The sequence below is a fragment of the Sinosporangium siamense genome, from assembly GCF_016863435.1.
Taxonomy (GTDB): domain Bacteria; phylum Actinomycetota; class Actinomycetes; order Streptosporangiales; family Streptosporangiaceae; genus Sinosporangium; species Sinosporangium siamense.
Map to the genome: position 1 here is coordinate 54,490 of NZ_BOOW01000019.1, position 21,298 is coordinate 75,787.

The 21,298-nt window shown below is 67.7% G+C and carries 17 protein-coding genes, 1 tRNA gene and 1 pseudogene; 11 read left to right on the forward strand and 8 right to left on the reverse strand.

Features of this window, described 5'->3' with window-relative positions; all coding sequences use genetic code 11:
• Positions 1-450: 450 nt before the first annotated feature.
• From Ssi02_RS15370 to Ssi02_RS15395, 6 genes are all read left to right on the forward strand, one after another.
• Positions 451-2,079, forward strand: a complete 1,629-nt coding sequence (locus Ssi02_RS15370) for a phytoene desaturase family protein (RefSeq protein ID WP_204026070.1) — start codon at positions 451-453, stop codon at positions 2,077-2,079.
• On the forward strand, positions 2,076-2,477 hold the full coding sequence (locus Ssi02_RS15375; RefSeq protein ID WP_204026072.1) for a RidA family protein: 402 nt from the start codon (positions 2,076-2,078) through the stop codon (positions 2,475-2,477). Before Ssi02_RS15370 ends, Ssi02_RS15375 begins: the two co-directional genes overlap by 4 nt.
• On the forward strand, positions 2,474-4,057 hold the full coding sequence (locus Ssi02_RS15380; RefSeq protein WP_275410682.1) for an FAD-dependent monooxygenase: 1,584 nt from the start codon (positions 2,474-2,476) through the stop codon (positions 4,055-4,057). The genes Ssi02_RS15375 and Ssi02_RS15380 overlap by 4 nt, the downstream gene beginning before the upstream one ends.
• Positions 4,058-4,112: 55 nt before the next feature.
• Complete coding sequence (locus Ssi02_RS15385) at positions 4,113-4,481, forward strand: cupin domain-containing protein (protein ID WP_204026076.1); 369 nt, start codon at positions 4,113-4,115, stop codon at positions 4,479-4,481.
• A gap of 91 nt (positions 4,482-4,572) precedes the next feature.
• Positions 4,573-5,535: an MBL fold metallo-hydrolase gene (locus Ssi02_RS15390; protein ID WP_204026077.1), complete on the forward strand. Its 963-nt coding sequence runs from the start codon at positions 4,573-4,575 to the stop codon at positions 5,533-5,535.
• Positions 5,532-7,169 (forward strand): FAD-dependent monooxygenase, encoded by a 1,638-nt coding sequence (locus tag Ssi02_RS15395; RefSeq protein WP_204026080.1) that lies wholly within the window; start codon positions 5,532-5,534, stop codon positions 7,167-7,169. Before Ssi02_RS15390 ends, Ssi02_RS15395 begins: the two co-directional genes overlap by 4 nt.
• A 120-nt stretch (positions 7,170-7,289) precedes the next feature.
• Here the strand turns inward: Ssi02_RS15395 and Ssi02_RS39795 are convergent, their stop codons facing one another.
• Positions 7,290-7,541, reverse strand: coding sequence for a hypothetical protein (locus Ssi02_RS39795; RefSeq protein WP_204026082.1), 252 nt, complete (start codon positions 7,539-7,541; stop codon positions 7,290-7,292).
• A gap of 304 nt (positions 7,542-7,845) precedes the next feature.
• Between Ssi02_RS39795 and Ssi02_RS15405 the strand changes: the two genes are divergently transcribed.
• From Ssi02_RS15405 to Ssi02_RS15420, 4 genes and pseudogenes are all read left to right on the forward strand, one after another.
• A complete protein-coding gene (locus Ssi02_RS15405; protein ID WP_204026084.1) occupies positions 7,846-9,255 on the forward strand; it encodes an aldehyde dehydrogenase family protein in 1,410 nt (469 codons plus the stop codon).
• A 111-nt stretch (positions 9,256-9,366) separates the two neighbouring features.
• On the forward strand, positions 9,367-10,152 hold the full coding sequence (locus Ssi02_RS15410; protein ID WP_204026086.1) for an SDR family NAD(P)-dependent oxidoreductase: 786 nt from the start codon (positions 9,367-9,369) through the stop codon (positions 10,150-10,152).
• A 1-nt stretch (position 10,153) separates the two neighbouring features.
• Positions 10,154-10,258: pseudogene (locus tag Ssi02_RS15415) on the forward strand (ATP-binding protein); the annotation flags it as partial.
• A gap of 10 nt (positions 10,259-10,268) precedes the next feature.
• The gene (locus Ssi02_RS15420; RefSeq protein WP_204026111.1) at positions 10,269-10,613 is read left to right on the forward strand and encodes an SRPBCC family protein; all 345 of its coding nucleotides are present in this window, start codon (positions 10,269-10,271) and stop codon (positions 10,611-10,613) included.
• Between the two features lie 182 nt (positions 10,614-10,795).
• On the opposite strand, the gene Ssi02_RS15425 is transcribed toward Ssi02_RS15420, so the two are convergent.
• From Ssi02_RS15425 to Ssi02_RS15455, 7 genes are all read right to left on the reverse strand, one after another.
• A tRNA-His gene (locus tag Ssi02_RS15425) sits at positions 10,796-10,871 on the reverse strand.
• A 52-nt stretch (positions 10,872-10,923) separates the two neighbouring features.
• The gene (gene orn / locus Ssi02_RS15430; RefSeq protein ID WP_204026088.1) at positions 10,924-11,535 is read right to left on the reverse strand and encodes an oligoribonuclease; all 612 of its coding nucleotides are present in this window, start codon (positions 11,533-11,535) and stop codon (positions 10,924-10,926) included.
• 22 nt (positions 11,536-11,557) lie between these two features.
• Entirely contained in the window at positions 11,558-12,718 is a 1,161-nt protein-coding gene (locus Ssi02_RS15435) for a DUF2510 domain-containing protein (RefSeq protein ID WP_204026090.1), read from the reverse strand.
• Positions 12,719-12,805: 87 nt separating this feature from the next.
• Positions 12,806-14,224 carry a protein kinase family protein gene (locus tag Ssi02_RS15440; RefSeq protein WP_204026092.1) on the reverse strand — a complete coding sequence of 473 codons (1,419 nt, stop codon included), beginning with the start codon at positions 14,222-14,224 and terminating at the stop codon, positions 12,806-12,808.
• Between the two features lie 3 nt (positions 14,225-14,227).
• Complete coding sequence (locus Ssi02_RS15445) at positions 14,228-15,874, reverse strand: serine/threonine-protein kinase (protein ID WP_239128932.1); 1,647 nt, start codon at positions 15,872-15,874, stop codon at positions 14,228-14,230.
• A gap of 235 nt (positions 15,875-16,109) precedes the next feature.
• The gene (locus Ssi02_RS15450) at positions 16,110-18,425 is read right to left on the reverse strand and encodes a serine/threonine-protein kinase (RefSeq protein WP_204026096.1); all 2,316 of its coding nucleotides are present in this window, start codon (positions 18,423-18,425) and stop codon (positions 16,110-16,112) included.
• A gap of 180 nt (positions 18,426-18,605) precedes the next feature.
• Positions 18,606-19,244, reverse strand: coding sequence for a pyridoxamine 5'-phosphate oxidase family protein (locus Ssi02_RS15455; protein WP_204026098.1), 639 nt, complete (start codon positions 19,242-19,244; stop codon positions 18,606-18,608).
• 182 nt (positions 19,245-19,426) lie between these two features.
• On the opposite strand from Ssi02_RS15455, the gene pdxR reads away from it, so the two are divergent.
• Positions 19,427-20,842, forward strand: coding sequence for a MocR-like pyridoxine biosynthesis transcription factor PdxR (gene pdxR, locus Ssi02_RS15460; RefSeq protein ID WP_204026100.1), 1,416 nt, complete (start codon positions 19,427-19,429; stop codon positions 20,840-20,842).
• The last annotated feature ends 456 nt before the right edge of the window (positions 20,843-21,298 follow it).

Below are 21,298 nucleotides of genomic sequence, written 5' to 3' on the forward strand. Positions count from 1 at the left end.
CTTGCATCCGATTGGCGCATGGGGCCGGCGACTCAGCCACAGGTGCACAGCTGGATCACGCCACGCATCGCGGATCTGTGGGGAACGGCCGCGGCGGACGCCGCGACGCCGCTGCAGTCGTGGATTAGGGCGGGCGTCAGGGTCGCTTGTGGGTCTGACTCGCCATTTACGGAGGCCGACCCCCTTGTAGGTATCGGTGACTCGGCTTGACTCCAGCGGACGCGTGGTACTTCGGACGCGCCGGCGATGTATATCACTGCCGCCGCCTCACTTGCTTTCGCTGACCACGATCGCGGCGCTCTGATCACCGGTCAGCCGGCCGATCGGTTTGCCCTCGCGGAGACCCCCCGACCCCAGCACCTGAAACCGCCGTCGCTTCGCGTTCTTGGGACGCGCCTAGGAAGCCGTTCAGTACACAGCATTCGCTGATCATCGAGGAGAGGAAACACTGTGGGGTACAAACAGGAGTACGACGGCATCATTATCGGTGCCGGACATAACGGCCTGATTACTCAGGCATATCTCGCCCGCGCCGGCTTGAGCACCCTCTCGATCGACAGAGGGCAGCACGCGGGTGGTGGACTGCAAACGCCCGAGGACAACTCACTCGCCGGGTTCTTCCACGGAACTCATGCGGTCTCGCTCAAGGGGGTTTCCTCGTCCGCGTGGTTCAACGACCTGGGACTTGCGGACTGGGGGGTACGGTTCGTCGTGCCCGATCCGTCGATCGCGAGCATTCAGCGCGATGGTCGAGCCATCGTTTGGTACGAGTCAGTGGAGAAGACAGCGGAATCAATCGCTCAGTTCTCCAAGCGGGATGCGGAGGCATGGCGAACGATCGCGATCGAGCATCGCGATGTTGTGCGTGAGATCGTGGGCCCGGAGATGTCGTCGCCGGCCGTCACCTTCGAGGAGCGTGACCGGATCCTGAAAAAATCAGATGTCGGTCGACGCTACCTGAAGTACGCGGCGCTGTCCCCGCGACAGTTTATCGACGACACCTTCGAGAACGATGCAGTCAAGGCCATGCTGCTCTACTACTGCATCATCCGCGAAGTTGACGTGAACGTACAAGATCAGGGGAATGTGATCCCGACATTCCTGGCGTCTCAGCTTCCGGGTGAGATTGCTGTGGGGGGTTCCTACTCCCTGGCCCGAGCCTTGAAGCACGATGTGTACGCCCACGGGGGCCACATCATGGAGCAGACGACGCCTCGAAGGATCCTCATCGAGGCCGGCCGTGCAGTGGGAGTTGAATTGGAGGATGGAAGCGTCATCCGGGCTCGCCGCTTTGTGGCCAGCAGCCTGAACCCCCACCAGACCTTCCTGCAGCTCCTCGGTGACGACTCCACGGCCGAGCTCACGACGAAGACCAATGATTTCAAGTACCAGAAGGTCGGTCAGATCTTCGGAGTCAACGTCTCGCTCAAGGATGCTCCTGATTACACAGCCGCCGAGACGAATCCAGACATCAATCAGGCCCGGTTGACCTTCCTGGGGCTTGAGGATCCAGCCGCCGTCCTTCGCCTCTACGACAATGCCGACCGAGGCGTGGTCTCTGATGAGGTGATGCTCATCGGTGGCTGTCCGACCGTGCACGACCCCTCCCAAGCGCCACCGGGGCACCACGCGGCCTACATGTGGCAGAAGACGCCGTACGCGCTTGGGGGTGACGCCTCGAACTGGGATTCCTACAAGGATCGCCAGCTTCAGATCGTGCTGGACTTCTGGCGGAGTTACGCACCCAACCTTGGCGGAGCGAATCTGCTGGGAGCCTTCGCAGGCTCACCGCTGGACACCGAGCGTCGCTTCCCCAGCATGCAAAGAGGCGATCTGTATCACGGCTGGTTCGGGCCTGGGCAGCGCGGGGTCGACCGTCCATTCCCTGGAATGCGCGGCCACGCCGTTCCTGGGATTGAGGGCCTGTATCTGGCGGGGTCAAGTGCGCACCCCGGTGGCAACATCACTGGCTTCCCCGGGTATCTCGCGGCAGCCCAGATCGCCGAGGATACTCACGCGCCTCGATGGTGGACACCCCGAAACGTCTGGACCGACCTGGACTTGGAGGGGCAGGCATGACGCGGCGGGCGATCACCCCCAAAGTCCTTCCGTCCGAGCTGCCCGTGAAGTTTGCGTACTCCTATGCCGTTCGGCAGGGAAATGAGCTAGTGATCTCGGGGCTCGTATCGGTGGACGCTGAAGGGCGCGTCAAGGGCGTGAACGACGCTCGTCAACAGGCGGATCAGATCTTTGCCAATCTGGCAGCGGTGTGCGAGGCCGCCGACGTCGGGATCGACGATGTAATCGAGACCACGACCTATTGCACAGACCGCAGTTACCTAGCTGCGATCAACGATGCGCGAGTCCAGTTCTTCACCGGGCCCGTCAAGCCGACAAGCACGCTTGTGGTGGTGGCGGGTCTGGCCCGTCCCGAGTTCCTTGTCGAGATCTCGGCGCGGGCAGTTGTCCTACCGTGAGCGATAAGACGGTCACTGACGTCCTCATCGTTGGCCGAGGACCTGTCGGGATGACGTTGGCTTTGCTGCTCGCCCGCTATGGCGTGAACAGTGTTGTCGTCGACCCTGCGGGCACCGAGATCAGGCTGAGTTCCAAGGCCGTCCTGATGCACGGTGAGTCACTCGAGATCCTTAACCGAGTCGAGGTGGGGCGAACGGTCGCTGAGCAGGGGATCCGGCTTCGGGGTTCACGTGTGTTCGTGCGTGACCGTGAGCTTAGGTTCGATGAGTTTGACCAGCCGGATCCGTATGGGTATCCCACCGCGGTGAATTTTCCCCAGAGTGAGACCGAGCGCCTGCTGCTCCAGCAGGTCGAGCGGGAGCAGAGAGTGGATCTGCGGCTTGGGGTGGCGTTTGAGGGGCTTCGTCAGCGCGACGACCACGTCGTCGCAGAGCTTTCGGATGGCAGCCAGGTCGTCGCACAGTACGTGGCGGGTTGTGATGGTGCTCGTTCTGCCGTACGGAAAGCGTTAGGGCTTCGATTCGAAGGTCATGCACACGACGATCACTACCTAATCGTCGATATCCGCGCAGACCTACCATTCGCCGACGAGCGCCGCTTCATCTTCCATCCTCCCGGCGGCGCCGGACGAACAGCGCTCATCCATCCTCAGCCGTTCTCGCTCTGGCATCTCGACTTTCAGGTCGGGAAGCCCCCGGACCTGGAGGCTGAGACACGTGACGGAACGCTGGATCAACGCATCCGCTCCATGGTGGGTAAGCACGACTACGAGGTGACGTGGTCGACCTCGTACGTGTTCAAGCAATTGATGGCCTCACGCTTCTCAGTCGGGCGCTGCTTCTTGGTGGGAGACGCTGCACATCTGTACGCGCCGTATGGCGCGCGCGGACTCAATTCGGGTCTGGCAGATGCAGACAACCTCGCATGGAAACTAGGAATGGTGCTCACGGGGCAGGCATCGCCGGCGCTCCTGGAGACGTATCACGAGGAGCGGCGATCAGTCGCTTCGCGGCACTTCGGCGTCACATCCAAGACCGCAGCCTTCATGGCGCCGACGACTCGAATGGGCAGGTGGCGCAGAGACGTCACCCTGGCAGTCGGTGTGCGTATACCTGCCGCCCGAAGCCTGGTGGATGCCGGTCATTTTTATCGTCCAGAGGGAGTTCCGGAGTCGAGGCTCACGATGCTCGGCCTGTCGGGGCTTGAGGATCTCGCGGTCATGCCAGGCGAACTCATGCCCGATCTCCCGGTTGCCGAGGGGAGCGCGCGTGGCATCCGCCGGTTGCGAGACTCCTACGGCACTCACCCAATGGTGGTCACGATCCAGCAGCCGGTCGGCGACCGCGTCGTTGTCAACGTGCGTCATCTTGGCGGCGATTCGATCGATCAGGAGTTCACGACAGCGGCAATCACGGCCCGGACACGAGTGCTCGGCGAGGCGACATCGGGGGTTGCGCTTCTCCTGCGGCCTGACGGGTTCATTTCACGCTGTTTGCCGCTGAGTCAGCTAGCCGACGGCCACGGCGACATCGTCGGGAGCCTGGCAGAGACGGCCAACAGAATTTACGGGGACGCTTGACGAGGCACGTCCTTTCGGCAGATGCGCGAGGGCGTCGATACGATCGGAGTATGCGGTGACGGTTTATTTCCAGGCGAAGGATGCCTTTGAGGCGGATCTCCCAACTCGTCCATTGGAGCCGCCGATGGCTACGCCGCTGGGCGGCTCGCCAATCGATACCCGGAGCCGGGTGATATTCAATTCTGAGGATGATGCCATCAAGGTTGGCCTCTGGGAGTGCCAGCCCGGAGAATCACGCTGGGAGTTCGACCGGCATGGAGAGTTCGTGCATATCCTAGCCGGAAAAATGACCGTCCGGCGCGATGGTGAACCCCCAGTGGTTCTGGCCTCAGGTGACTCTGCAGTGTTCCCCCCAGGTTGGACTGGAGTTTGGGAAGTACACGAGCAACTCAGAAAGATCTTCCTTGTTTTCGGACCGCGCTGACATTTCACGACGTCACGGCGAGGAGTTCCGAGCTTGCCGCCGGAATGTTTCTCGTCACCATCGGCTCTAACGGCAGAAGGGAATCACCCGTATGGCTACCAAGCCTTTCGCGTCGTCCGCGGATCTGGGTGCGAAGGACGAGACTCTGGAGGTGCTGGCTGAGGGAGTTTATGCGTTGACGGCGGAGGGCGACCCCAATGTCGGCGCGATCGAGGGCGAGGACTTTGTTGTCGCTTTTGAAGCACGCGCGACGCCCGCCGCTGCGCGGGACTGGCTGGCGAAGTTGCGTGAGCACACGGACAAGCCGGTCAGGTACCTGGTGTTGTCGCACTACCACGCCGTCCGCGTGCTGGGTGCGTCTGCCTTTGACGCCGACGTGGTCGTCGCGCACGACAACACGCGCAAGCTGATTGAGGAGCGTGGACTGCAGGACTGGGACAGCGAGTTCGGTCGAATGCCCCGACTGTTCCGCGAGCCCGAATCGGTGCCGGGGTTGACCTGGCCAGACGTCACGTTCTCCGATCGTATGCGGATCGATCTCGGTGGCGACCGAGGCGAGCTGATCTTGCAGTATTGCGGTCGCGGCCACACTGCGGGTGACATCGTCGCTTGGCTGCCACGGCAGAAGGTGCTCTTCGCCGGTGATCTGGTAGAGGCCGAGGCGGCGCTCTACACGGGTGACGCCTTCCACAAGGACTGGTCTACGTCCACACTCGACCGTGTCAAGGAGTTCGGAGCGGAGACGCTCGTGGGTGGCCGCGGGGTGGTGCCCAAGGGGCGTGAGGCCGTCGATGCTGCGATCGAGCAGACCCGCAAGTTCCTACTCGTGATGCGCGACGAGGTGGGTGCAGTGCACGCGCGCGGTGGGACGCTGAAGGAGGCGTTCACAGCTACTCACGACAAGCTGGCACCGCAGTTCGGCGCCTGGCCGATCTTTGAACATTGCCTTCCGTTCGACGTCTCGCGGCTGTGGGACGAACTCGATGGGATCGACTGGCCACGCATCTGGACGGCGGACCGGGACCGCGAGGTCTGGGCAGAGCTCCAAGGGTGACGCTGGTGCCTCCTCCTCGCTACTCGGGTCGACCAGTCGCCGTCATCGGCAACGGTCCTGTCGGACAAACTACGGCCCTGCTGCTCGCCCGCTGGGGTATTCCGGTCGTCTTGCTCGACGCCCGTAGTAAACGGGACGCGATCGGCTCCAAAGCGATTTGCCAGCAGCGCGATGTGCTCGACATCTGGTCCGCCGTCGGTGCCCAGCAGATAGCCGATGACGGTCTGACCTGGACCACGGCACGGACGTTCTATCGCGACCATGTGCTCAGCCAGTGGTCGTTCGTCGACCGGGTGCACTCGCCGTTGCCGCCATTCGTCAACGTCTCGCAGTGCCGTACCGAGCAGGTTCTTGATGAGCAGATCCGTAGGCAGTCACTGATCGAGGTCCGATGGGGGCACGACGTTGTGGCGCTGGACCAGTTCGATGACGAAGTGCTGCTGACCTGCGCCTCGGCAGATGGCGAGGTGCGCTTCCGCGCACCGTATGCGGTGGCGGCTGCCGGTGCCCGCGGCGATCGCATCCGGGAGATGCTGAGCGTCTCCTTCGGGGGGCAAAGCTTTGATGACCGTTTTTTGATCTGCGACATTCGCAGCGATTTGCCCGGGTGGGAGAGCGAGCGCCGCTTCTACTTCGACCCCGATTGGAACCCAGGCCGCCAGGTGCTGATCCACCCGTGCCCGGACTCGATCTTCAGGATCGACTGGCAGGTTCCGGCGGACTTCGACCTGGAGTCGGAAGTAGCCGACGGCCGCCTTGATTCTCGGATCCGGGCGATCACCGGTGACCGACCCTACGAGATCGTATGGAAGTCGGTCTACCAGTTCCATGCTCGCTGCGTGGACCGGATGCGGGTCGGTCGGGTGTTGCTGGCAGGTGACTGTGCTCATCTGGTGGCGCCCTTCGGTGCTCGAGGTTTGAACTCGGGTATCGCGGACGCGGAAAACGCCGCCTGGAAGCTCGCGTTCGTCCTGCGAGGCTGGTCTCCTGATGAGTTGCTCGACAGTTACGACGCCGAGCGGCTGGCGGCGGCTCGCGAGAACCTTGAGGTCACCAGCGCAACCATGCGTTTCCTGGTTCCCCGCGACCAGCGGGAGCGGGCCCGCCGAGCGCGACTCCTGGCTGATGCCATGACAGATCCCGACGCGCAGGTCCAGGTCGACTCGGGTCGTTTCGCCGAGCCGTACTGGTACATCGCCTCGCCACTCACCACCTTGCACCCGGATCGGCGGTTCACTGGGCGACCGCTCCGTGGCGAGCCGGCTGCAGCCGTTCCTGGCGTCCTCGTGCCGGACGCACCGGTGGCGGTGGCGGGCCGTCCTGCTGTCACGCGGCTACGCCAACTGGTGCGTGACGGGCTACTGCTTCTCACCACCGACGGCGTCGACACCGCAAGGGTCACCGCCGCCGTGACCGCGGTCACGGACGCGCCTACTTCGGTGCTCCGACTAAGCGACATCGACCCAGGCGGTGGCTTGGTGGCTGCGCTTAACGCCCGACCGGGTGAGATGTGGTTGATCCGACCCGATGGCCACATCGCCGCCGTGCTCACGACCGGCGACCTAGATCACCTCCCCCTCGCCATCCGCCGATCCATCGGCGAGGTCCTGCCTGTCCCTCATCGGCATCCCTGAGATGGAGAGCCGCTCGTGACGTAGAGAAGCCCCTGGTAGGTGGGTCGATCGACCAAGATTGAACCAGCAGAACCAGAGGCTTCGAGTGCTTTGCCACCGTGCCGCCGTCGATTTGTCTCCTCAGCCGCTTAAGTACGTCGCCGGTCTGACCGCCGCCACCGCAGGGCCACCGGATACGTCTGGCGTCGGCTCAATCCCGTTCAGCAGGCCGTGCTCGTGCTGGTCCATCTGCGCGAAGGCGAGACGGCCCGCGAGCTCGGGGTCGGCCAGGGTGTGGAGGATTCTTGGCCGTCTGGACGCCGGCGAGTCGGTGCCGGACGGCTCGGGCGGCTTCCAGGTCGTGACCAAGCCGTGGCCGGCGATGCTGCGCACCCCGTGGGGCGACTACCAGCGGTTCATCGACACGTATGGGTCGCGCTTCGCCGACCAGGGCTACTACTTCGCCGGCGACGGCTCTCGAGAGATCGTTGGCGCGACTGGTCTGGAGGATGGGGCGGGGCCTGGACTGGGCCGTGCGGCTGTCGGGCTACTTAGAGTAATAGCACATCAGGTGATCGCAGATCCAATGAGCCGACCGTCAGGGGTCGCAGCGGCGTTCAGGGCCGGAAGAAACCCACCGTTTCCGGGTTTAGCACTCTCCCATTGCTGTCCACGCAACGAAAGCGAGAACTGACAGGTGCTGACATTAGACGACCTTTTGCGGCAGATCACCGACCCGTCGGGCAGAGAGATTTTCGACCCCGCCACTGGTGCGACCGTTGGCAGGGCGCCCATGGGTTCAACCGCCGACGTCGACTCGGCAGTTGCACGTGCTCGGCTTGCTCAAGTGGCCTGGGCCGCTCGGACCGACGAAGACCGTGCGGACCTCTTGGTCCGTGCGGCTGCCGCCGTCGAGTCCGCAGCCGAGCCACTTGCCGAACTGCTCACGCGGGAGCAAGGCAAGCCCCTGAACGGAGCAAATGCGAGATTCGAAGTAGCCGGGTCCGTCGCCTGGCTACGGGCGACAGCCGGCACCGCATTGCCAGACGAGACCGTCTTCGATGACGGCGTAATTCACGCACAATTGAACTATCGCCCGATCGGAGTGGTGGGCGCCATCGGGCCTTGGAACTGGCCCATGATGATCACGGTCTGGCAGATCGCTCCAGCGCTTCGAATGGGCAACTCGGTGGTGGTGAAGCCCTCTGAGTATACGCCGCTGAGCGTGCTCGCCCTGGTGAAGATCATCAATGGTGTCCTGCCCGAGGATGTCCTTGTGCCGATCACCGGAAACGGTGAGGTGGGTTCTCGTCTTGCTCGGCATGCCGATGTCGGGAAGATCATGTTTACCGGATCCACTGCGACCGGACGCAATGTCATCCATGATTCGGCCGATTCGGTGAAGCGACTTACGCTCGAATTGGGGGGCAATGACGCCGGAATTGTTCTTCCGGACGTGGATCCTTCTGCCGTAGCCAATGAGATCTTCTGGGGGGCGTTCATCAACGCAGGGCAGACCTGCGCGGCGCTGAAGCGACTGTACGTACACGACGATGTATACGAAGCCGTGTGCACTGAACTGATCCGGGTTGCCAAGGAAACCCCAATGGGCAATGGCCTGGAGGAAGCAAGCCTCCTTGGCCCTGTGCAGAACCGAAGGCAGTTCGATAAGGTCCGGAGTCTAGTCGACTCGGCGCGCGCAGCCGGCGCAAGAGTGCTGGTCGGAGGGAACCCAGACCTGGAGGCTCCCGGGAACTTCTACCCCGTGACCCTCGTGGCCGATGTCGACAATGACAATCCTCTCGTTTCAGAAGAGCAGTTCGGCCCCGCGCTTCCGATCGTGCGGTATCGCCACCTGGACGACGCGATCGAGATGGCGAACGCCCTCGACGTCGGTCTCGGTGCCTCGGTATGGGGTTCCGATGTGGATGCCGCCCGCCGAGTCGCTGCGCGTCTGGAGGCTGGAACGGTATGGATCAACGCACACGGCAGTGTCCATCCCATGATTCCTTTCGGTGGGATCAAGCAATCCGGATATGGATTGGAGTTCGGGGTCGAGGGTCTCAAGAGCGTGTCGGTGCCGCAGGTGATCAGCGCTCGGCACTGATCCATAGGTCAGGGCTTCTGATCCAAGCTCGAACCATCGAGTATGGCGGCACATCTTAGTCGGGAACCGCCCGGCGACGCGGGTGCATCATTGCATGAAAGGTTCGTCGACATGACATCCGGGATGCGCGACGAGGTAGTGGGGAAACTGTCGGGGAAGACCGCCGTCATCACCGGCGGAGCGTCTGGTATCGGGTTGGCATCGGCGGAACGCTTTGCAGCCGAAGGTGCAAGGGTAATTCTGTGGGATATCGATATCCGATCTCTTGACCTGGCGGCCTCGCGGCTGAGCGACGCGGGCGCGGAAGTGCTGGGGGTCCAGGTTGATGTGTCGAGGCGAACCGCCGTGGAGCAGGCGGTTGAGCGCAGCATGGAGTTCGCCGGGGGACCGATAACCGTCCTGATGAACAACGCGGGACTGCCCGGCACTTATGTGCCGGTGCTGGAAACAGAAGAAGATCTATGGGACCGGGTCATCGGAGTAAACCTCACAGGGCCTTATCAAGTGTCTCGGGCGCTACTTCCTTCGATGTTGGAAGTCGGAGGTGGCGTAATTGTGAATACCTGCTCAATTGCCAGCTTCGTGGCAGGATTCGGTGCCGCGTATGCGGCGTCCAAGGCAGGACTCCTCGCTCTAACGCGGGAACTGGCATCCGACTATGGTTCCAAGGGTATCCGGGTCAATGCCATCTGCCCGGGGGCAGTGGAGACCGGGATGACTCGAGAGCTGTTCTCCGTGGGAGACGAAGAACTCATGAAGCCGATCAACAGCGTTCCGGCGGGACGTCATGGCCGGCCTGAAGAAATCGCGGCGCTCGCGCTTTTCCTAGCGAGCGAGGAGTCATCGTTCATCCACGGCGCCGCCGTGGTGGCCGACGGCGGCTGGACCATTCGCTGATTGCATCGACGAACTCGGCTACCTGGAACTCGACCGGCACGGCGCCAAGCTCCTCTTCCAGGTCCTCACCGAACGCGAAGCGAAGAACAGCGTCGCCATCGCCGCAACTAGTCCTCCTGGCGCGATGGTGGGGAACGGCCGGGCCGGACGCCCGCCCCGGCGGCACCTCCCAGGTTGCGATGCACGAGGGCCCGCGCCCGGTGACGCGCGGACGGTTCGTGGAGCTCGTGCCGTACGAACGTCTCGTCTTCACCTTCGGCTGGGAGGCCACACCAGGAGCGCCCGGCATGGCACCAGAGGCATCCCGGGTCGAAGTCACCCTGACCCCGGACAGTGACGGCACCAAGCTCACCCCGCGCCACAGTGATCTGCCGGCCGTACTCGAAGAGGAGACCGGCGATGGCTGGGCGCACCTGCTCCATCGTCTGGGCGAAACGGCAGAACGCCAGGAACTCCGCTGAACCTGGTGGAGCACGCTGCGGACGATCTACGCCAGATGCGAGGAGGACAACCGGCGCGATCTACCTGGGTGTGGACAACGAGATCGGAGTCGGCTACGCACGCCCCTTCGCCGTACGGCAAGGCATGGAAGAGCGTGGAAACGACTGAGGGCCTGATCGCTAAGCGGCGATCAGGCCCTCCATGGGGTGAGTGATGGGACTTGAACCCACGACATCCAGGACCACAACCTGGCGCTCTGCCAACTGAGCTACACCCACCATGTGCCCGCCTGAGCAGGTACAAGAAAAGTGTAGCGGTCTTTGGGACCTCTTACGCCATTGATTTCCCCGGCGTGGCGACCGTCTCCGCGAGGTCCCGGGCGGTGGCCGAGTCGGGGCCGGGCTGCGCGACGAAGATCGCGGCGCGGTAGTAGCGGAGCTCGCGGATGCTCTCCGTGATGTCGGCGAGGGCCCGGTGTCCGCCCTGCTTGCCGGGTGCGGCGAAGTAGACCCGGGGGTACCACCGGCGGACGAGCTCCTTGATGGAGGACACGTCGATCATCCGGTAGTGCAGGTGGCCGTCCACGGAGAGCATGTCGCGGGCGAGGAAGGAGCGGTCTGTGGCGATGGAGTTGCCGCAGAGCGGGGCCTTCTTCGGCTCGGGGATGTGGCGTCTGATGTAGTCGAGGATCAGGCTCTCGGCCTCCGCCAGGGTGACGCCCTCACCCAGGGCGCGCAGAAGGCCGGAGGAGGTGTGCATCTCACGCACGACCTCCGACATCTGGTCCAGTGCTTCGGAGGGCGGCTTGATGACCACGTCAACCCCCTCGTCCAACTGGTTGAGCTCGCCGTCGGTGACCACGCAGGCCACCTCCACGAGCGCGTCACGGCCGAGATCGAGCCCGGTCATCTCACAGTCGATCCAGACCAGCAGGTCACTCATGCCTCCCAGCGTAGTGCTCCCCTCACGAGCTCTTGAGAGAGTTCAGCACCTGCTGAAGCGTGGCAGGCTTGAGATTGTCCGGGACGGACATGTAGAAGAGCGCCGGCTGCTGCCCCGATCCCCGGTCGACCAGGACGATCGCGCCCTTCTCCATGCGCCAGTTCCAGCCGTTGTCCTCGGCCTTCTTACCGAAATCGAGCTCGAATTCGATCACGTGGGCGTCCCGCCCGCCGACCTTCATCTCCTTGTCCCGCAGCACGCGGTAGTCGTGCTCGATGGTGTAGAAGACCTGGTTGAACAGCGTGAAGACCTGCGCGCTCGTCGCCTTGAGACTGCTCGGCCCGGTGTAGGGGTAGGCCTCCGGCAGCAGCGCGGTGTAGACGTTGCCGATCCAGATACCGCCCTGGCCGTCGTAGTTGTCGTGGGAGACGGCCTGGATGGCGCTGGTCCAGACGGGCAGCAAGGGATTACGCGGCTGCTGCTCCTGGCCGGGGGGCGGGGCCGGGTTGACCCTGGCGGCCTCGGGCACGGTCCAGGGAGTGCCGGGGAAGGCGTAGGACAGGCCGGTGGCGGGGTCGGTGATGCGGCTGTCCTGGGGCTGCGGGAAGGCCGAGGGCCCCTGGGTGGCGGGAGGCTCGGTGGGGGGCTCGGTCGACGGCGGGGGCAGGCTGGGCTCGACCGGCGCGGGGGTGACCGCGCTCGCGGACGGGCCGCCGTCGTTGTTGGTCGCGAAGATCACGGCGGCCACGATGACCGCGATCACGACGGCGATCGCGGCCGCGCCGCCGAGCAGCCACGGCCACAGGGTGGGGCGCTTGGACGGCGGGGGCCCGCCGTACTGGAACTCCGGGAGCGGCATCTGCGCGGTCTGCCCGGGGCCGCCGGGCAGGGCATAGGGCCCGCTGTGTTGTCCGCCGGGGAGCGGTTGCCCACCCGCGGGGGGCCCGCTCCATGCGGGTGGGTTCCACTGCTGCCTGAGTTGCCCGCTGTCGCTGGGCTGCGTGGGGGGCTGGGGGGGGAGCGGATTCGCGATGGTGGGGGTGGAGCCCGCTGTGGGATGGTCCCCCCCGGGGGTCGCCTCCAGTGGATGCGTGGCGTCGGTCCACTGGTTCCCGTCCCACCAGCGGAGTTGTGGTGAGCCATACGGGTCGGGATACCAACCTGCGGGGGTCTGCGTGGTCATGGCGCCAGACTAGTAACTATGGGATTGTCATGCATTGCACGACCCGGAACGCCCGTTTAGCCGTGCCGGGTCGCCGCAGAGATCGAACTAGCACTTATAGGTGAAGCTGGCCTTGTCCTGAATGGGTTTGTCGTCGGTGACGGGCGACAGCACCTTCAGTGTGGCGATGCCGCGAAAGTCCCCCTGGCCGTCGACGGTCCACCGGAGGCTGACCTCATGGGAGGTGGCCCCCGAGGTGACCGTCTCGGTGCCGCGGATCGGCGCCTTCTTATCGCTTCTATGCCACTCGTAGTCGACCGTGCCGCCCGCGCCGTTGGTCTTGATCGTCCCGGTGACCATGATCGTCGCCCCGCAGCCGTGGGTCTTCTTCGGGGTCCGCACGTCCACCGACGACACCGCGAGCGCTGGCCCCCGGTTGAACAGCACGAAGATCACGGCGATCACGACGGCCGCGGCCACGAGCGCCGCTCCGATCGCACGGCCGCGCCGCCATCGGGCGGCTCTCGGCCGGTCGTTCTGGGCGTGCACCGTCTGGAGCTGCTCACGCCCGGTCCGCCAGATGTCCTCGGCCGCCGTCGGCCCCGGCACACCGGGCCCGAACCGAATCTCCTCCCCCGTTTCGCGATCGCGATCGCCGTTGTGGCCGGTCGGGCCGTTCGTGCCGTTTGTGCTGTTGAACGCTCCGGTGCTCATCGGCCCCGGCGTCCCCAGCAGCGTGACGATCTCCCCTTCGTCCACCACATCCGTGGTGTCCGGCATGCCCGCCGTCACCGCGGGTGAGGGCCCCGTCGGCTCGATCCGCTGCTGGGCGAGCGCCGCGAGTACGGCACGGCCCGGCCGTCCGGCGGCCGACAGGACGCCGAGGGCCTCGGCCAGCCCCCTGCCGGTCGCGGTCCGCCCGGCGTCGGCGAGGATCTTCGCCGCCTCCGGAGACCCCGCGGCCCACGTGCCGGCGAGGCTGCGGGCGAGGGACGACCACGAGGACAGGTCGCGTTCTGGGGCGGGCGCCCGGCCGCGCAGCGCGTCGGCGAGGCCGCGTTCGGCGAGGAGCGCCGACCCGTCCTCGCCGATCACCACGGTGCCGGCGTGCACCGCCCCGTGCGTAAGCCCGGCCTCATGCACGGCGATCAGCGTGTGCGCTGTGTCGGTCAGCACCGAGACCGCCTCGGCCACGCCGGGCGCCGGGCCGCTCCCCGCGGGGGCGAGCAGATGCGCCACGACGGGGGTGACCGCGCGGCCGGTCAGCAGCCACGTCTCACTCCCGCCGCCGACGAGGTCGGCGACGGGGACCAGCCCCGCGACGCCCCGCCGCTGGAGATCGCGGTCGGCGAGCACCGCGGCGACCAGCCGCTCCCGCGCGGCCGGCTCGGCCAGCAGCCGTTCGTCGAACAGCAGCGCTCCGGAGAGCACTCCGTCCGGTCCCCGCGCGTCCGTCCAGGTGCCGAGTTCCGCCGCGCGTGACTTCAGCGTGAGCTGAAATCCCGCGACAACCCCCCGCTCCGCCATTCTCTACCGCCGTTTCCGATTATTCCGATGTCGACCAGTCGCTCGCCGGATCGCGAACGTGATCGGAAGGGTCACCGTCGTGATCAGCGCCGTCCCGGCGAGGGCAGCGGACGAACCCGTCGTGCTCTCGGAAGGGGTCTCGGGCTCGCCACTGGGTTCGGACTGGGTCTCCGACGGCGTCGGTTCGCCGGTGGGGGTCGGATCACTCGTGGGTGTGCTGCGCGTCGGGGCCGGGGTGGGCCTGGGCGGCGGAGGCGTGGGGGCCGGAGGCTCGGGCCGCGGCGGGTCGTCCCTCCGGTTCGGGGCGAGGTCGCCCGCCGCGTTGGGCTCCTCCTCGGCCGTGGGGGTGGGCGAGGCCGAAGGGGACGGAGGCCGTGGCGGGCGAGGGGGCGGCGCGGCGCGGCTCGGGGCGGGCTTCGCCGAGGGCGGCGGGCGCCGGGTCGGCGGCGCCGGGGCTGAGAACACCGACGACGTGCCGGGGTCGGAGTCGACCTCGGCGGGCGCCGCGCTCGGCGGCTCTTCGGGTGCGACCTCGAGGTCGAGCGGCGGCGTCTCGGTGGCCGGCGCCGGACTCTCCGGTGAGGGACTCGGCGACAGAGTACGGATTTGCGCCTGCAAGGACGTGGGCCCGTTGGTGTTCGCCACCACCGTCATCGAGACACCGGCGATCAGCGCGGCGCAGCCCAGTCCGACCGCGACCTTCATCGCCGTGCCGCCCATGCGGGCCCCGCCGCGCAGCGTGGTGTGGGCGAGGCCGGTCGCGGCGTCGGGCACTGCGGCGGGGGTGGGGAAGAGCAGCGCGAGCAGCCCGGCGAGCGCACCGAGCCGGTCCCGCCCCCGCTCCTCCCAGCCGGGGCCGTAGGCCGCGAGCGCCGCGTCGCTCAACTCCGCCAGGAAAGCCTCCGCCGACGGAGGCCGGTCCGCGGGATGTTTGGCCATGCCGCGCTCGACGAGGCCGCGCAGCGGCGCCGGAACCTCGTCGAGCGGCGGCGGGGTGCTCTGGTGCTGGCGGGCCAGCGCGGCGACGTTCTGCCCGCGGAACGGGCGTTCGCCGGTCAGGCACTCGAAGAACACGATGGTGGCCGCGTAGACGTCGGTCGCCGGCCCGGCCGGGGCGCCCGCCCACTGCTCGGGCGCCATGTAGGGCGGGGTGCCCGCCGGATTGTTGCCGTCTCCGGCGCGTACGGCGATGCCGAAGTCGACCAGCTTGCTCGTGCCGCCGCCCTCGACGATGACGTTTTCCGGTTTGAAGTCCCGGTGGACCAGCCCCGCGCTGTGCGCGGCGGCCAGGCCGAGAAGCGAACCCTTGAGGATGACGAGTGCCGCCTCCGGTCCTGTGGGTCCCTCGGCGCTGAGGACGCGCCGGAGTGATACGCCCTCGACGAGCTCCATGATGATGGCCGCGCCCTCGCCGGTCTCCCGGTATTCGTAGAAGCGGGCCGCGTGAGGCGTGTCCAGGGAGGCGAGCAGCCGGGCCTCGTGGCGGAATCTCGCGACGAATCCGACGTCGCCTCTGAGCTGTTCCGATAGATACTTGATGGCCACCTCGGTGCCATCGTGGTCGCGCGTGGCCATCACCACTCGCCCCGCGGCTCCCGTTCCGAGCTCGCGGACCTCGGTGTAGCCAGGAATCCGCCAATTTGTCGGCATGCCGTACAAAGCGGTCTCCCTCTGGTTGTGGGGCCCACCGGTAGATAGATGGATCGTAGTTTAGTGAGCCGGGTCGCTTTTGCGTCTATCGATCGTGACTAGACGTTGAATGACCGGTCATCGAGCACTTTCAAGCTCTACGAGCGACCCGTAGTGCGAGGCCGGATTCGAGCAGGTTAGCCCGCTCCACGCATCGGCGACAGACCTGGTGAGGGAAGCGGGGAAAAAGAGTGGTCTAGCGTGGGCTGTCGGTTCCCGGCCCGTCCGGCGCGGGAGATCGTCCCTGCGACGGGGTGGGCGGCTCCGCAGGCGCGGGTGGCGACGGAATGTCACGCGGGCACTCGGGAGTGGTTCCGGTGTAGGAGTCGCCGCCGCCCTCGGCGGCGGGCACGGTGGACGCGACGGCGGTCCAGGTCGTGCCGCATTTGAGCGAGGGGAGTGCGGCGCGCACGGTGGTGTTGTAGGAGGTGTCGCCCGACAGGGTGCGAGCCGCGGTCGCGAGGGTCTGCCCGTTCACCTTGAAGGCGACGCGCAGGGTCACGGCCTGGGTGCCGCCGGTGGTCACCGCGACGGAGGCCGTGCCGAGGTTCCGCGGGACGGCGGCACGGGTGATGCGCACGCCGGTCACCGAGGCCGGGCACGTCACGCGGGCCTGCGCGGTCTCGGTCGCGGAGTTCGACTCGCTCTTCGCGCGCACGGTGACGCTCACGATGCTGCCGCACATCCGCTCGCGGAAGGTGTGGGTGAAGACGCGGGCATACGAACGTTGCCCGCCGAGCTCCAGCGCCCGCGAGGCGACGGTGTCGCCCCCCGCCCGGAAGTCGGCCGTCAGCGCGACATCGCCCGGCCCGCTGGTGTCGACGTCGACGGCGGCGCGCACGCCGCTCGCCGGCGGGTCGGCCACGTCCAGGGACAGACGCAGCCCGGTGACCTCCGTCGGGCACGCCGGCACGGCATATTGCGCGCTCGCGGTGCCGCCCGCCGCCGCGGGCGAGCTCTCGGCGGTCATGCCGACCGTCTGGCCGCAGGGCCGCACCTTCAGATCGTGGCGGAAGGCGCGGGTGTAGGACGTCGCCCCGTCGAGCGTGATCCGGCGCGTGTGCACGACGCGGTTCGCGACGGTCATGCGCACGGTGAGGGTGACCGTACCCGTGCCGGTCGTGCTCACGTGCACGGTGCCGGCGGCGGTCGTGCCGTCGACCGCGAGACCGGCGAGGCGCAGGGAGGAGACCTCGGGAGTGGGAGGCGCGGTGGTCGGGGGCGCTGTCGTGGGGGGTGCCGTCGCAGGCGGCGGCGAGGTGGGAGGCGCGGACGCCGGGGGTGTGCCCGGCACCTCGATGCCCGAGGGCTCGGGCGACGGATCCGGCGCGTCGGGCACGGAGCCGCCGAGGGGGTCCGTGGGCGAGACGGTGCTGCTCGCCTCCGGCGAGGGCGAGGCCGGGGGCGCCTGCGGGTCGTCCTGCGGCGTTGGTACGGCGGGAGCCGAGGAGGCCGGAGGAGAGGCCGACACGATGTCGAACGTGGTCGACGCCGGATTGGCGTTGACCAGCACATAGGCCGCGGCCCCCGCCGCGACCACGGCGACGCTCAACCCGGTGACGAGCCTCGGCCCGTTCCGCCGCGCCGCGCGCAGCAGCGTGCGGAACAACGTCGTGCCCGTATCGGGGACGGCGGGCCCGAGCGGCAGCAGCGCCGTGAGCAGCCCGGCGAGCGCCGCCAGGCGGTGGCGTCCGCGCTCCTCCCAATCCTCGCCGTAGGCCGCGAGCGCGACCTGCTCGAGCTCGGCGACGAAGGCGGCGGCGCTGTCCGGCCGCGCGAGCGCCTCCTTGGCGAGCCCCCGCGCGACGAGCCCCCGCACGGGCTCCGGCACCTGCTCGACCGGGATCGGGGCACTCTGGTGCTGGCGCATCAGCACCGTGTGCACGGTGGCCTGATACGGCCGGTGCCCGGTGAGGCATTCGAAGAACACCGCGGTGGCGGCGTAGACATCGGTCGCGGGTGAGGCGGCCAGGCCCCTCCACTGCTCCGGCGACATATAGGGCGGAGTGCCCGCGACCGGCGCGGCGTCGCCGCGGCGTACGGCGATGCCGAAGTCGACCAGTTTGCTCGCGCCGTCGGCCTGGACGAGCACGTTCTCCGGCTTGTAGTCGCGGTGCACCACGCCGAGGGCGTGCGCCGTGGCCAGGCCGAGCAGGGAGCCCTTGAGCACGACCAGCGCCGCCTCAGGGCCGGTCCCGCCGTGCTCACGCAGCAGGGCGCGGAGTGACACGCCCCGCACGGCCTCCATGACGATGGCCGCGCCGCGGTCGTTCTGGACGAACTCGTAGAGTCGCGCGATGTTCGGGTCGTTCACCTCGGCGAGGACCCTGGCCTCGCGGCCGAACATGTCGGCGAAACGTGGGTCGCGGCGCAGGTCGGAGGGCAGATACTTGATCGCTACGGTGCTGCCGGACTCGTCGTGGACGGCCAGGACGACGCGGCCGCCGCCGCCCGCGCCGAGCTCGCTCACCTCGGTGTAACCGGGCACTCTCCATTCACCGCTGGCCGACATACCGCTCTCCAGTCCGGCTGGTGGTGCACGTTTCGCTTTTCACGCCACATGTATGACGTGCAGCTACTCGATCTGGTTTGCGAGCCGGATGAATTCTCGGTATTTGGACGTCTTTCTTCAGTTACTAGGGGTACGGCGGGGCCTGGCGTTTTCGGTACTTTTCGCGGTGGCCTGCCGCTGCTAACGCCGTCCGGCGATGTGGTCGGGCACGGGCATGTCCCCGGTGAGCCTCGGGTCGGGCTCGGGGGTGCCGAAGGACGTCACGATCGGCAGCACACCCGCCCAGACGGGCAGGGCGTAGTCCTCCTCCTCGTCCTCCGGCGGCCCCTGGCGCACCTTGACCGACGCCTCGGCCAGGGACAGCGCGAGCACCGCGGTCGCGGCGAGCTCCTTGCGGTTCGGCCGGCGCGCGGCGTCCCACTGGCCGGGGGAGAGCTGCTCGGTCAGCGCGTACAGCCCCGTGATCACCTCGTCCGGGTCGGTGACGCGGCGGGCGGTGCCGTAGATCATCGCCGAGCGGTAGTTCATCGAGTGGTTGAAGGTCGACCGCGCGAGGACGATGCCGTCGAGGTGGGTCACCGTCACGCACACCTCGGTCCCCTCGGCGGCTCGCAGCGAGCGGGCACCGGTCGAGCCGTGCACATAGAGGGTGTCGCCGACCCTCCCGTAGCCTGTGGGGACCACCATGGGCGTGCCGTCCACGACGACTCCGAGGTGGCAGATAAGGCCGGAGTCGAGCACGTCGTAGAGCGCCTGGCGGTCGCTCTGGCCACGCTCCTTGGAGCGGCCGAGCGCGGTGCGGGGTGTCGCTGAGAGCATGAGGCTCACCATAGGTAATAGTGGACCTATGAAATATGTCCACTATTAGCCCTTTTCGGGGGACCACTGGGCACCGTGGTGACCACCGTGCTCTCCGCACCCGACACTGTCCGAGCCGGGTCGCGAGCCGGGGTGACCCGTGTGCGCGCCGCAGAGGTCGCCACAGTGAGGGCCAAAAGGGCATGGGATCGACGACGCCGGAAGAGGAGACCACCGTGCCGCAGCGCCGCCACATCGATCTGCCGGTCTCACTCGACCGCGCCGCGGGCACACCGCTCGCCACGCAACTCGGCGACACCCTGCGCGCGGCCATGCGCCAAGGCACACTGAAACACGGCGAGCGGCTCCCCTCCAGCCGCGGCCTGGCCAAGCAGCTCGGCGTCAGTCGCACCGTCGTCACCGAGGCCTTTCAGCAGCTCTACGCCGAAGGCTGGCTGGAGGGGCGGCACGGCTCCGGCACCTACGTCGCCGGATTCGGCGAGACGCCGCCCCCCGACCCCGGCCCGGGCGCCGCAGGGCCGCCGGGACAGCGTACGGCGCCCGCCATGATCGACCTGCGACCGGGCATCCCGTGGGTGCGCGACTACGACGACGCGGCGTGGCGGCGCGCCTGGCGCCGCGCCGCCGACGTGCCACCCCGTGAGGAACCCGACCCCTACGGCCTGCCCCGGCTGCGCGAGGCCGTCGCCGCCTATCTGCGGCGGGCCCGGGCGGTGCCGGCCGGGGCCGCCGACGTGCTCGTCACCCGCGGCACGGGCAACGGGCTCGACCTCGTCGCGGCCACCCTGCTCCGCCCCGGCGACCTCGCCGGCGTCGAGGACCCGGGATACGGCGTGGCCCGCAACGTCTTCGCCGCGCGCGGCGCCCACGTCGTGCCGTGCCCCGTGGACGAGGACGGCGTGATCGTCGAACGGCTGCCCGGCGGGCTGCGTGTGCTCTACACCACTCCGGCCCACCAATATCCGCTCGGCGGGCGGCTTCCCATCCCGCGGCGGGAGAAACTGCTCGCCTGGGCCCGCCGCACCGGGGCGATCGTCGTCGAGGACGACTACGACGCGGAGTTCCGCTACGACGTGGCGCCCCTTCCCGCGCTCTACGGCCTGGACCCGGCGCGTGTGGTGCTGCTCGGCACCCTGTCCAAGTCCCTCGGGCCCGACGTCGGCGTCGGCTGGCTCGTCGCCGGAGCCGAACTGCTCGAAGCCGTGGCCCGCACCCGGGACAAGCTGGCCGACCGCACCTGCGGCCCCGCCCAGGCCGCCGTCGCCCACCTCCTCGAACGCGGCGACCTGGAACGCCACCTGCGCCGGATGCGCCTCGAATACGCCAGACGCCGCGCCGTCGTGGTCGACGCCCTCCGCGGCCTGTGCCCGCTACGCGGCGAAACCGCCGGCCTCCACGTCGTGGCCGAACTCCCCGCGCCAGCCGTACCCCACGTAGTGGAGGCCGCCCACGAACGCGGCGTACTCCTGGAAGCCCTCCCCCGCTACCACCAGGGCCCCGCCCACGCCCACGGCCTCGTCATCGGCTACGGCGCAGCCTCCTCAGCCGACCTCCGCCGCGCCATGTCGGTCGTCGCAACCTTGATCGCGGACCTCTGACCCCCACACCCCGGCACGGTGGCCGGGGCTGTGGAGCAGGGGGCAGGATCGTGGGGGCGGCCCTCAACCCGCCACCACTGGAGCCCCGCCCACGCCGCCGAGCACGGCGCGGCCTCGTCGGCAATCTCCGCCACCCCGCGTCGGTGGTCGCGGGCCTGACCGCGGACCTCTGACACCCGCGACCCGGCGTGGTGGCCGGGGCTGTGGGGCAGGGGTGGGATCGTGGGGGTGGGCCCTCGAGCCGCCACCACTGGAGTCCCGCCCGCGTCGTCGGGTACGGCGCGGCCTCGTCGGCCGGTCTCCCGCACACCCCGCGTCGGTGGTCGCGGGTTTGATCGCGGACCTCTGGCATCCGCGCCTTGGCGCGTTAGCCGGGTGCGCCTCCACGCTCCGGTGTGATGGCCGGGGGCGCGGGCTGGGGCGCTTTCTGCCGGCCACGGCCGGTCTCCGCCGCGT